The following is a 12170-nucleotide window of genomic DNA, read 5'->3' on the forward strand; positions in this document are numbered from 1 at the left end:
ATTCAGTTCGTCTCTCACAAAGCACGTTTCGTCGCAGACGTAAGGAGGCGAAACGATGCGAGACAGATCGCCCACGGCAAAACTATTCATCGCGGGGCTGGTCGGCCTCGCGCTCCTGATACCCATGATCATGGTCTATGGCCTCGTGTCCGACCGGCAGGAACAGGCGCGGGTCGCGCAGGACGCGATCACTGCCGGCGCCGGCGGGGCGCAGACCATTTCCGGTCCCGTGCTTGCGATCCCGTTTCGCAGCGAACAGGAGGTCCAGACCGTGGTGGACGGCCAGACCGTAACCCGCCCGCGCACGGTGCGTTCGGAGATATTCCTCTTCCCGCAGACCAATGACCTCACCACGACGCTCGAACCCGAGTTGAAGCGCAAGGCCATCTACGAGACGGTCACCTACCTTGCGAAGATGGAAGGCAAGGCGCGCTTCGAACTGCCCGACGACCTTGCGCGCTACGGCGTGAAGCGCGAGCAGCTGCTGATCGAGGAGGCGGAAATCCGCTTCTCCACCTTCGATCCGCGCGGCTTGCGCTCTGCGGCAGATGTCCGTGCCGGCGGCAAGCGCGTCGACCTGACGCCGGGCAAGGGCGGCGCACAGGGGGGCGGCGGCTTCCACGGGCCGATCGAATGGAGCGGTACTTCGGCGCTGACCGTCGACTATGCCTATGTCCTTCGCGGTAGCCGCGCCCTCGCGCTGACGCCCCAGGGCGGCGAGACGCGCTGGACGGCGCGCTCCCCCTGGCAGCACCCGGGCTTCGGCGGTGGTTTCCTGCCCGACGAAAGCGAGATCGGACCCGATGGGTTCAGCGCCCGCTGGACGATCGGCAACCTTGCGCTGGGGCAGGGCATGATGAGCATGACCGACAATCCGTCGGCCCAGCCGCCTGTCCCGCAGGCCGAATATCGCGGCGCCGAAATGGCCGAAGCGGAAATCGGCCTTGCCACGATCAACCTTGTCGAGCCGGCCGATATCTACGCGCAGGTCGACCGCAGCGTGAAATATGGCTTCCTCTTCATCGGCTTCACATTCCTCGCCTTCCTCCTGTTCGACGTGGTCGGCGGCGCGCGGGTAGCTGCAGCGGAATATCTGCTGACAGGCGCGGGGCTGGTGCTGTTCTTCGTCCTGCTGCTGGCTTTTGCCGAGATTACCGGCTTCGCGCTGGCCTATGTCATTGCCAGCGCGGCGATCATCGGGCTGCTCACCGCCTATAGCGCGGCAGTGCTGGGCGGATGGAAGCGGGCAGGCTGCATCGGCGGGCTGCTGACGCTGCTTTATAGCGGCCTTTACGTCCTCCTCAGCCTTGAGGAAGCGTCGCTGATCGTCGGCGCGCTGGCGATGTTCTTCGCGCTCGCATCGGTCATGTATGCGACCCGCAATCTCGACTGGTCGACGGCGGTGCGCCGCGAGGAGGGCGAGGGCACTTTCGCCCCCTGACTTCTCGCAAGGAAGAAGGGCGCGGGTCTTATCGATCCGCGCCCTTTTTCATGCCTAGCCGATATTGGTGATGGCGTCGCATTGCTTGTCGTCGCCCTGCAGGCCGAGGCGGAGCGCTTGGCTGCGCTGGGCGCTGGTGCCGTGGGTGAAGTTCTCCGAACTCACGCGGCCCTTGGTCAGCGTATCGTCACCGATGGCGGCGGCGGCCTGCATCCCTTCCTCGATATCGCCCGGATCGATGAGGTTGCGGTTCTTGCCCGCCCACACGCCGGCATAGCAGTCGGCCTGCAGCTCCATGAGGACCGACAGCTGGTTCGCCTGACGTGGATTGGCCTGCTGGTACGACCGGATCTGTTGGGAAATGCCCGTAATGGTCTGGATATGGTGTCCGTATTCATGGGCGATCACGTAATAGCGCGCGAAATCCCCGCGATTGCCCGACATCTGCGCGAGCTGGTCGTAGAAATTCACGTCGATGTAGATGCGCTGGTCGGCCGGGCAGTAGAACGGCCCCATGCCGACAGAACCCCTGCCGCAGCCGGTGCTGAAGCTCTCGCTCGTGGCAAACCGCAGCCCCGGCTGCTGGAACTGATCGCCGTAGCCCTGTTGCTGGAAGGTCTGCTGCCAGGTCTCGTTGAGCGAGAGCAGGGCGTTGCAGGTCTCGGTCGCGTACTGGTTGGAAGAGCAGATCGCGTCCTCGTCCTCGTTCGTCGGTGCCTGCGCGACCTGACCTTGCTGCATGCCTTCTACGGTCGCGGCGGTCTGCATCGGGTCGAGGCCGAAAACGAAATAGCCCAGCGCGGCGATGATGATCGTCCCGCACCCGATACCGCCTGCCTTGCCGACGCCTCCGCCACCCGTCGTCCCGACGTCGATCTTGCTGGTATCGAATGGATTGAGCCGCATTCATGCCTCCCCGAGATTGACCGTGCCGCGCTCCTGCGCGATGGCACCTTTGCCTATCACAACACTTGAGGCCAGAAATGTTTCTCGAAGGAAAGCGCGCACTTGTAACCGGATCGACCAGCGGCATCGGGCTCGCCATCGCGCGGGCGCTTGCGGCTGAGGGGGCCGAGGTGGTCCTCAACGGGTTCGGAGACGCAGGCGAAATCGCGAAACTTTGCGCGGAACTGGGCGCGACCCACTCCGGCGCGGACCTCACCGACGTTGCCCAGATCGAGGCGATGATGGCCGATAGCGGCGGAATCGACATCCTCGTCAACAATGCCGGGCTCCAGCATGTCGCCCCGTTGGAGGACTTCCCGGTGGCGAAGTGGGACACGATCGTCGCGCTGAACCTGACGGCCGCCTTCCACACCACGCGCCTTGCCGTGCCGCACATGAAGGCCAAGGGCTGGGGTCGGATCATCAACACCGCCAGCGCGCATTCCAAGGTCGCGAGCCCGTTCAAGAGCGCCTACAATGCAGCCAAGCACGGGCTCGACGGCTTCACGAAGACGATCGCGCTGGAACTGGCGGCAGACGGCATCACCGCGAACTGCATCAGCCCGGGCTATGTCTGGACCCCGCTGGTCGAGAACCAGATTCCCGACACGATGAAGGCCCGCGGCCTCACCCGCGACCAGGTCATCAACGACGTGCTGCTGGTCAAACAGGCGACCAAGAAGTTCGTCCAGCCCGAGGAAATCGGTGCGCTGGCCGTCTTCCTGTGCCGCACCGAGGCGCAGAACGTCACGGGTGCGAACTGGAGCGTCGACGGCGGCTGGACGGCGGAGTAGCGCCCCCCACTAGCGCCCGTCACAAACCGTCGTTACATGGGCCGCCACATTCATCCCGGCAGGCGATTCTCAACGTGGCACATCTCGACATTCCCCTTGGCCTTACTTTCGACGACGTTCTCCTGCGTCCGGCCGAGAGCGACATCCTTCCCTCGATGGCGAACACCGCCACGCGGCTGACGCGCGGGATCGAACTGAACATACCCGTCATCTCGTCCGCCATGGACACGGTGACGGAAGCCGACATGGCCATTGCCATGGCGCAGCTGGGCGGCATCGGCGTGCTGCACCGCAACTTCAAGATCAAGGAACAGGCCGCCGCCGTGCGCGCCGTGAAGCGTTATGAAAGCGGCATGGTGGTGAACCCCATCACCATCCGCCCCGACGCCACGCTTGGCGAGGCGCAGGAAATCATGGCCACCAACCGCATCAGCGGCATTCCGGTGACCGATCTTTCGGGCAAGCTGGTCGGCATCCTGACCAACCGCGACGTGCGCTTTGCCGAAAACCCGCGCCAGCCGGTCAAGGAACTCATGACCACCGAAAACCTCGCCACCGTGCCGCTGGGCACCGGCCAGGACGAGGCGCGCCGCCTGCTGCACCAGCGCCGCATCGAGAAGCTGCTCGTCGTCGACAATGACGGGCGCTGCGTCGGCCTCATCACCGTCAAGGACATCGAGAAGGCGGTTGCCTATCCCGAAGCCACCAAGGACGAAAACGGCCGCCTGCGCGTGGCTGCTGCGACCACAGTCGGTGACAAGGGTTTCGAGCGCACCGAGGCGCTGATCGACGCCGAAGTCGACGTCGTCGTGATCGACACCGCGCATGGCCACAACAAGGAAGTTTCCAAGGCGGTCGAGCGGGTCAAGAAGCTGTCGAACACCGTGCAGGTGATCGCGGGGAACGTAGCCACCGCAGAAGCCACCCGCGCGCTCGTCGATGCGGGCGCGGACGCTGTCAAGGTCGGCATCGGCCCCGGCTCGATCTGTACCACCCGCGTCGTTGCCGGTGTCGGCGTGCCGCAGCTTACCGCGATCATGGACTGCGCCGAAGCGGCCGAGAAGGCGGGCGTGCCCGTGATCGGCGACGGCGGCCTGCGCACCAGCGGCGATGCGGCCAAGGCACTGGCGGCTGGCGCGTCGACCATCATGGTCGGCTCGATGCTTGCAGGCACGGAAGAAGCGCCGGGCGAAACCTTCATCTACCAGGGCCGCAGCTACAAGAGCTATCGCGGCATGGGCAGCGTGGGCGCAATGGCGCGCGGCAGCGCGGACCGGTATTTCCAGGCCGATGTTTCGCAGCAGAAGCTGGTGCCCGAAGGGATCGAGGGGCAGGTGCCGTTCAAGGGTCCGGCAGCCGCCGTGATCCACCAGCTCGTCGGCGGTATCAAGGCGGCGATGGGCTACACCGGCAGCGCCACGATCGAGGACCTGCGCAAGCGCGCCCAGTTCGTGCGCATCACCAATGCAGGCCTTGCAGAGAGCCACGTCCATGACGTCGCGATCACCCGCGAGGCACCGAACTATCCGACGCGCTAGGTCATGACTCCCGCAGCGCGGGTCCAGACCGCCATCGAGCTGCTCGATGCGATCATCGCTTCGGCGCGCGCCAAGGGTGCGCCGGCCGATCGCATCCTGGCGGAATGGTTCCGTAACAACCGCTTTGCCGGGTCGAAGGACCGCCGAGCCATTCGCGAGCTGGTCTTCGCGGCGATCCGCGCCTGCGGTCCGGTTCCGGACACGGGCAGGGCGGCCATGCTGCGGCTTGCACAGCAGGACCCGAGCCTATCGGCCCTGTTCGACGGGTCGCAGTACGGTCCAGCGGTGCTGGGCGAGGGCGAGCCGGTCGCAGAAGGCGGTGTGGCGCCGCGGTGGCTGACCGAGCGCCTCGACCGGTCGGGCGTCGACAGAGAAGAGGCCGCAGCGCTGCTTGGTCGCGCACCGCTCGACATCAGGGTGAACACGCTCAAGGCGGAACGCGCGACGCTCTCGCTGCCCGCACCGGCCGAGCCGACTGCCACGCCGCAGGGCCTGCGGCTCGAACCGGGCACGCAGGTCGAACAATGGGCCGAATGGCGCGAAGGCAAAATCGAGATCCAGGACGCGGGATCGCAGATGGCCTGCTTCGCGGTCGGCGCCGAGCCGGGCGAGACGGTCATCGACCTGTGCGCAGGCGGTGGAGGCAAGACGCTGGCGCTTGCCGCCGCGATGGACAATCTCGGGCGGCTGGTGGCGAGCGATACGGACCGCAACCGCCTGTCGGCGCTGGCTCCGCGGGCCGAACGCGCAGGCGCGACGAATATCGAGACGCGGCTCCTCAACCCGGGACGTGAGATGGAAGCGCTGGCTGACCTCGCCGGCCAGGCCGATGCCGTTCTGATCGATGCGCCGTGTTCCGGCACGGGCACATGGCGGCGCAATCCTGAAGCGCGCTGGCGGCTCGACGACAAGGAACTGGAGCGGCTGACCGCGATCCAGTCGCGCCTGCTCGATATCGCAGCCGGCTTGCTCAAACCGGAAGGCAGGCTGGTCTACGTCACTTGCTCGCTGCTGGACGAGGAAGGGGCAGGGCAGTTCGACGCCTTCCTCGCTCGGGCAGGAGACTTCCGCGCGGCCATGCCGGAACTACCTGCAGGCCGGCAGTGCGGGCACGGAATCCGGCTCACGCCGTTCCATGACGGGACCGATGGATTTTTCATCGCCCGTGCAGAAAAGTCGTGTTAGCCTTTGGAAATGGCCGATCTGCGCCCATCAGTGAACCGGTCCCTTACGGAGACAATCATGCGTTTTGCCCCCGCCGCTACTGCCCTGTCGCTTGCCTTCGCACTCACGGCGAGCGTCAGCTGGGGTAACGAACGCAATCCCGAACCGCGGGCTGGTGTGCTGATCGCTCAGGGGCAGGCCGCTCTTGAAGCAGGCGACACGCAGGGCGCGATCGACGCGTTCGAAGCGGCGTTGGCGGTGGACCCGGGTCACACGCCGATCTTCATCCGCCTCGCCGAAGCGGCCCGTGCCGAGAACCTGCAGGGCAAGGCGATCCGCTATTACCGCGAAGCGCTGGACCGTGATCCCAAGAACCTTGCCGCGCTTGCGGGTGAAGGCGCTGCGCTGGCCGAAAAGGGCGCGGTCGAAAAGGCACGCGCCAAGCTTGCCGAAGTCCGCTCGCTGTGCGGCGACAGCTGCACCGAAACGCAGCGCCTGACCGCCGCCATCGCCGCCGGTCCGCGCACGCCGGTCCTGACCGCCGAAGCCAAGCTGCCCGAAGCGCAGCCGGTCCAGTCGAACTAGGCCCTCAGACCAGCTCGCGGAAGGCTTCGACCACCGCGCGATAAACCCGCTTCTTGAACGGTACGATCAGCTCCGGCAGCTGGTCGGGCTCGGCCCATTTCCAGTCGCAGAATTCGGGCGGATCGTGCGCTTCGAGGTCGATGTCGGCATCCTCGCCCGAAAACCGGGCGAGGAACCAGACCTGTTCCTGTCCGCGATACTTTCCGCCCCACAGCTTGCCGATCAGTTCTTCCGGCAGGTCGTAGCGCACGGGCTCTTTCATCCGGTCGATGATCGCCACGTGTTCGGCGCGCGCGCCGGTTTCTTCGGCCAGTTCGCGCAGCGCCGCTTCGTGAAGGTCCTCGCCCTCGTCGACGCCGCCCTGCGGCATCTGCCACCAGTCACCTTCCTTGTTGTCGATCCGCCGGCCCACGAAAACGCGTCCGTGTCCATTGACCAGCATCACGCCCACACAGGGCCGGTAGCCGAGTTCGCTCACCTGTATCGCTCCACCATCAGCTTGATTGCATCGAGGAAGGCATCGAGATCCTTCTGCCCGCTCGGTATAGCCTTTCTCAGCGTGGTAAAGCCGTGAATGATACCGGGGAACTCGAGATAGACGACCTCGGTCCCCTGCTGGATCAGGTGGGCGGCGTATTCGCGGCCCGAATCGCGCAGCGGGTCGAGCCCCGCGGTGCAGACCACAGTCGGAGGCGTATTGCTGCAATCGCCGACCATCGGGGTGTGCCGCGGGTCGCCGGCATCGCCGCCATACTGGTCGGTGAACCACGCCATGGCCGCGCGGGTAAGCAGGAAACCTTCGGCAAAATCGCGCAGCGAGCTGTGGTGCGTGGTGTCGCTCGCCACCGGATAGATCGGCGCCTGGACGATCACGGGCACCTTGGCCGGTTCGTTGACCAGCTGGTTGGTGGTGACGATCGTCAGATTGCCGCCTGCGCTATCGCCGGTGATGACGAGGCCGGTAATCTCGCGCCCCAGTTCGGCAGGCGAGGTCGCGACCCAGCGCGCCGCCGCCTCGCAATCGTCGGGTGCGGCGGGGAAGGGGTGCTCGGGCGCAAGCCGGTAATCGACCGACACGACCGGCAAATCGAGCTGGTGTGCGATTTCGGTGCAGAGCGAATCATATACCTCGAGGTCGCCGATCACGAAGCCGCCGCCATGGATGAAGATCACGCAGGGGCCGGGCTCGCGGCCGTCGCGCGGATCGTAGAAGCGCAGCGGGATGTCGCCGGCCGGTCCCGGGCAGGTCACGTCCTTGCGAATGGCCATCGGGCGGGCGGGAGCTTCGGCGATCTGGCCCATGGCGCGCATCTGGTTGCGGCCTTCCACGGCGCCGACTTCCTCGACCCCCTTGCCGCCGATCTGCTCGAGCATGTCGAGAAATCCACGCACGTCGTCGCGCACGAAGTGTTCGGTATCGGCCATCGCTATTCTCTCCCATTCGTTTCGAATTGAGACTTAGCGCGTCGGCAGCGCTTTTCCACCGGGCTTTTTGGCGCTAGCAGAGAAACTTCATTGCGAGAGGAAGGGGCGGCTCCTAGGTGCCGCTCCGAACGGAAAAGCGCCGCCGGGTGCGGCGCGCGACAAGGATAAGATTGGATGGCAACAGCCGCTCCCGATAGCGTCGGCTCGCCGCAGGACGGCATCCCCGCAAGCCCCGAAGCCATCGTGGTCCGGTTCGCCGGCGACTCCGGTGACGGCATGCAGCTCACCGGGGGGCAGTTCACGCTGTCGACCGCGCTGGCGGGCAACGACCTCGCCACGTTCCCCGACTTCCCGGCAGAAATCCGCGCTCCGCAGGGTACGCTGTTCGGCGTTTCGGCCTTCCAGATCAATTTCGGCAGCCGCGAAATCAACACGGCGGGTGACGCGCCCGATGTGCTGGTCGCGATGAACCCGGCCGCGCTCAAGGTGAACCTCGCCGCGCTGAAGCCGGGTGGGCTGATCATCGCCGACACCGGCGCCTTCACCAAGCGCAACCTCGACAAGGCGCATTACGATGCCAACCCGCTCGAGGACGGCAGCCTTGCCAAGTACGATGTGCTGGCCTTCGACATCAGCGAAAAGACGATCGAGGCGGTGAAGCCCTACGGCCTCGGCAACAAGGATGCGCTGCGGTCCAAGAACATGTGGACGCTCGGCCTTGCGCTGTGGATGTTCGACCGCGACCGTGCGCCGATCCATGACTGGCTGCGCGCCAAGTTCAAGTCGAAGCCCGACATCGCCGATGCGAACATCGCCGCGCTCGATGCCGGCCATGCCTATGGCGAAACCGCCGAACTGGCAGGGCCGCTGAAGCAGGTCCATGTCGATCCGGTGCCCAGCGCGCCGGGCCTCTATCGCACCGTCACCGGCGCCGAAGCGGTCAGCCTGGGCCTCGTTGCGGGCGCACAATTGGCTGAACTGCCGATGTTCTTCGGCGGCTACCCGATCACGCCTGCATCCGCGATCTTGCACCACCTCGCCCGGCTCAAGGAATTCGGCGTCACGACCTTCCAGGCGGAAGACGAGATCGCCGCGATCTGCGCCGCCATCGGGGCGAGCTATGCCGGCCAGCTGGGCGTCACTTCCTCGTCCGGTCCCGGCATCGCGCTGAAGGGCGAGGCGATGGGCCTTGCCATCATGACCGAGCTGCCGTTGGTGATCGTCAATTCGCAGCGCGGCGGTCCGTCGACGGGCCTGCCGACCAAGACCGAGCAGAGCGATCTCTACCAGGCTGTCTATGGCCGCAACGGCGATGCGCCGATGCCGGTCATCGCCGCCCGCAGCCCGTCGGATGCGTTCGAAGTCGCGATCGAGGCCTGCCGCATCGCGGTCGAGTACATGACGCCCGTCATGCTGCTGACCGACGGCTACATCGCCAATGCCGCCGAGCCGTGGAAGGTGCCGGATCCGGCCGACTACACGCCGTTCCCGGCGAAGTTCCTCGAAGAGAAGAACGACGGCGACCGCCTGCTTCCCTACAAGCGCGACGAGAAGGGCGCACGCCCCTGGATCAAGCCCGGCACGCCCGGCCTGATGCACCGCATCGGCGGAATCGAGAAGCACGAGCTGACCGGCAATATCGACTATTCGCCTGACAACCACCAGCGCATGACCGACCTGCGCAAGGGCAAGGTCGACGGCGTTGCCGTGCCCGACCAGGACGTCTGCCTCGGCAATGCGAAGGGCAAGCTCGCCGTGGTCGGCTGGGGTTCGACCTTCGGCCCGATCCACCGCGCGGTCGACAATTCGATCCGCCAGGGCCTCGACGTCAGCCACATCCACGTGCGCCACATCTGGCCGCTGCCGAAGAACCTCGGCGATTTGCTGCGCGGTTTCGACCACGTACTGGTTCCGGAAATGAACACCGGCCAGTTCAAGACCGTGCTGCGCGACCAGTACCTGATCGACGCCCAGCCGCTGACCAAGACCAGTGGCCAGCCGTTCCAGATCGCCGAACTCGAAGCCGAGATCGCCAAGTTCTTCGACGGCGTCCCCGGCAATGAAGGCGGGCAGGTTCCCGCCAACGACCAGCAGCTTCCGAGCACGGAGAGCTAAGAGTGGACCAATCTCGAAAGATTGAGACCATCACCTTAGCCGTCCTGATCCTAGGAGTAATGGCTGCGCTGCTGGTAAAGAATCTCGGCGGTGGAGTGGCGCTGGCGGCAGCTGCTGCATTTGCAGCGTCGTCAATGTTTTCACTGGCACTCCGACCAGCCATAGGGCGGTGGTTCGATGCGGTTGTCAGACCGGATGAGGAATTTTTGTCTGCCTATAGGGAGCATGTGACACGCTTCCCGAGGACAATGGTCATTATTGTGCTCCTCACGATTGCAATTGGAATTGGCGGGTTCCTGCTGGCCAGCCCATTTCTTTCGGCGTCGGCAGGAGCGCTACTTGGAACATCGACAATTCTCTTTGTGGTGAAGTCCGAAGTCGAGTCAGGAACGATCTAAAATGAACGCACCCGCTAAATTCGAGACCACGCTCAAGGACTGGGAAACCGACCAGGAGGTACGCTGGTGCCCCGGTTGCGGCGACTATGCCATTCTCAAGGCGGTGCAGCGCACGCTGCCGCAGCTTGGCGCGAACCCGGCCAACACCTGTTTCATCAGCGGTATCGGCTGTTCGAGCCGGTTCCCCTATTACATGGAAACCTACGGCTTCCACACGATCCACGGCCGCGCGCCCGCGTTCGCGACGGGGGCGAAGCTAGCCAATCCCGATCTCGACATCTGGCTGGTGACCGGTGACGGCGACGGCCTTTCCATCGGCGGCAACCACCTGATGCACGTGCTGCGCCGTAACGTGAACATGCAGATCATGCTGTTCAACAACGAGATCTACGGCCTTACCAAAGGCCAGTACTCGCCCACTAGCCGCGAAGGTACCAAGTCGCCTTCGACCCCGCTGGGCAGCGTCGACCATCCCGCCCGTCCGGCTGCCTTCGCGCTGGGTGCAGGGGCCCGCTTCGTCGGCCGCGGGTTCGACGTGTCGAAGAACCTGCCCGACGTGCTGATGGCGGCCCATGCCCACCAGGGCGCGGCCTTCATCGAGATTTTCCAGAACTGCATCGTCTACAACAAGGACGTGTTCGACGATTTCGCCGCGCCCAAGGGTGCCGAAGACCGCCAGCTCTGGCTCGAAAACGGCAAGCCCATGCTGTTTGCCGGCGATACCAAGGGCATCACGCTCGACCGGGAGAAGCTGACGCTGGACGTGGTTGACGTGGTCGATGGCGACTGGGAAGCGGCAGGCGTGATCGTCCACGACGTTACCAACCGCTCGATCGCGCACATGCTGGTCGAAATGCCGTTCGGCCCGTTCCCGATGGCTCTCGGCGTGCTTTACGACGATCCGCGCCCGACTTTCGAAAGCGCGGTGATCGCAGAGCGTGAGCAGGCGAGCGCGGGCAAGGAAGCCAATCTCGCCAAGCTGCTGGGCAAGGGCCAGACCTGGACGGTCAGCGGCACGGCGCAGGATCCGGTCTGATCAGGCCGGGTCCTTGCCCGGCTGTTCCATCTTCCGCCTGTCCTGAAGCCTGGTCGCCACTAGGCCCATGGCGAGCGCCCATGCCGCACCTACGGTCCACCCGCCGAGCACGTCGGTGGGATAGTGTACGCCGAGATAGAGGCGGGTGAAGCCGATGGTCAGCACCAGCAGCGCCGCCACGCCGATTATGAAAAGCCGCGTCCGGCGTTCCTCGAAACTGCGGGAAATCATCACGGCAAGCGTGAGATAGATGATCGCGCTGTTCATCGAATGGCCGCTCGGAAAACTGAGCGAGTTGACTTCCACCAGATGCGGCACCGCTTCGGGCCGCGCGCGGGCGAATAGCGCCTTCAGCAGCGCCCCGAACAGCGCGCCGCCGCCAGTGGCAAGCGCGGTGTAGAACGCCTGCCTCACGCGACCGCGCGTCAGCAGGAAAGCGACCGCAAGCGCGGACACCAGCGTCAGCACGGTCACCCCCCCCAAGGCCGTCAGGTCGCGCATGGCAGGCAGCAGCCAGTCCGGACCGATCGGTATCGACAGGTCGCCGGGCGTGCGCAGCCCCCGCAGGAACCCTGTGTCGAAGGCCTTCGTCTCGCCTTCGGCCATCTCGTCGGCAAGGCTGATGAAGCCTGCCGTCAGCGCCGCGCCAAGCGCAAGGCCTATGAGGAGCTTTTGTTCGCGGTGGATGTATGTCTTCAGGCTGGAAAGCTGCACGGGAATTCCTCTAGG

The 12170-nt window shown here is 65.2% G+C and carries 12 protein-coding genes; 8 read left to right on the top strand and 4 right to left on the bottom strand.

Features of this window, described 5'->3' with window-relative positions:
• The first annotated feature begins 55 nt into the window (after window positions 1-55).
• Window positions 56-1441: a cell envelope integrity protein CreD gene (gene creD, locus GRI42_RS03420; protein ID WP_160606938.1), complete on the top strand. Its 1386-nt coding sequence runs from the start codon at window positions 56-58 to the stop codon at window positions 1439-1441.
• Between the two features lie 54 nt (window positions 1442-1495).
• Here creD and ypfJ read toward each other — a convergent pair whose 3' ends face one another.
• Window positions 1496-2347 (bottom strand): KPN_02809 family neutral zinc metallopeptidase, encoded by an 852-nt coding sequence (gene ypfJ / locus GRI42_RS03425; RefSeq protein WP_160606940.1) that lies wholly within the window; start codon window positions 2345-2347, stop codon window positions 1496-1498.
• 77 nt (window positions 2348-2424) lie between these two features.
• Here ypfJ and GRI42_RS03430 point away from each other — a divergent pair, with 77 nt between their 5' ends.
• From GRI42_RS03430 to GRI42_RS03445, 4 genes are all read left to right on the top strand, one after another.
• The gene (locus GRI42_RS03430; protein WP_160606942.1) at window positions 2425-3180 is read left to right on the top strand and encodes a 3-hydroxybutyrate dehydrogenase; all 756 of its coding nucleotides are present in this window, start codon (window positions 2425-2427) and stop codon (window positions 3178-3180) included.
• A 74-nt stretch (window positions 3181-3254) separates the two neighbouring features.
• Window positions 3255-4718 carry an IMP dehydrogenase gene (gene guaB, locus GRI42_RS03435; protein ID WP_160606944.1) on the top strand — a complete coding sequence of 488 codons (1464 nt, stop codon included), beginning with the start codon at window positions 3255-3257 and terminating at the stop codon, window positions 4716-4718.
• A 3-nt stretch (window positions 4719-4721) separates the two neighbouring features.
• Complete coding sequence (locus GRI42_RS03440; protein WP_160606946.1) at window positions 4722-5903, top strand: RsmB/NOP family class I SAM-dependent RNA methyltransferase; 1182 nt, start codon at window positions 4722-4724, stop codon at window positions 5901-5903.
• A gap of 57 nt (window positions 5904-5960) precedes the next feature.
• Window positions 5961-6467: a tetratricopeptide repeat protein gene (locus GRI42_RS03445; RefSeq protein ID WP_160606948.1), complete on the top strand. Its 507-nt coding sequence runs from the start codon at window positions 5961-5963 to the stop codon at window positions 6465-6467.
• 4 nt (window positions 6468-6471) lie between these two features.
• Here GRI42_RS03445 and GRI42_RS03450 read toward each other — a convergent pair whose 3' ends face one another.
• Window positions 6472-6909, bottom strand: a complete 438-nt coding sequence (locus tag GRI42_RS03450; RefSeq protein ID WP_199800481.1) for an RNA pyrophosphohydrolase — start codon at window positions 6907-6909, stop codon at window positions 6472-6474.
• Between the two features lie 32 nt (window positions 6910-6941).
• Complete coding sequence (locus tag GRI42_RS03455) at window positions 6942-7892, bottom strand: alpha/beta hydrolase (RefSeq protein WP_160606952.1); 951 nt, start codon at window positions 7890-7892, stop codon at window positions 6942-6944.
• Between the two features lie 174 nt (window positions 7893-8066).
• Here GRI42_RS03455 and GRI42_RS03460 point away from each other — a divergent pair, with 174 nt between their 5' ends.
• The 3 genes from GRI42_RS03460 to GRI42_RS03470 are packed head-to-tail and all read left to right on the top strand — an operon-like array spanning window position 8067 to window position 11441.
• Window positions 8067-10007: a 2-oxoacid:acceptor oxidoreductase subunit alpha gene (locus GRI42_RS03460; protein WP_160606954.1), complete on the top strand. Its 1941-nt coding sequence runs from the start codon at window positions 8067-8069 to the stop codon at window positions 10005-10007.
• A gap of 59 nt (window positions 10008-10066) precedes the next feature.
• Window positions 10067-10405 carry a hypothetical protein gene (locus GRI42_RS03465; RefSeq protein ID WP_160606956.1) on the top strand — a complete coding sequence of 113 codons (339 nt, stop codon included), beginning with the start codon at window positions 10067-10069 and terminating at the stop codon, window positions 10403-10405.
• A 1-nt stretch (window position 10406) separates the two neighbouring features.
• Window positions 10407-11441, top strand: a complete 1035-nt coding sequence (locus tag GRI42_RS03470; RefSeq protein ID WP_160606958.1) for a 2-oxoacid:ferredoxin oxidoreductase subunit beta — start codon at window positions 10407-10409, stop codon at window positions 11439-11441.
• Here GRI42_RS03470 and GRI42_RS03475 read toward each other — a convergent pair whose 3' ends face one another.
• Window positions 11442-12155, bottom strand: a complete 714-nt coding sequence (locus tag GRI42_RS03475; RefSeq protein WP_160606960.1) for a phosphatase PAP2 family protein — start codon at window positions 12153-12155, stop codon at window positions 11442-11444. It abuts the gene before it with no gap.
• Between the last annotated feature and the right edge of the window lie 15 nt (window positions 12156-12170).

Origin of the sequence: Qipengyuania gaetbuli, from assembly GCF_009827315.1 — a bacterium.
Classification (GTDB): domain Bacteria; phylum Pseudomonadota; class Alphaproteobacteria; order Sphingomonadales; family Sphingomonadaceae; genus Qipengyuania; species Qipengyuania gaetbuli.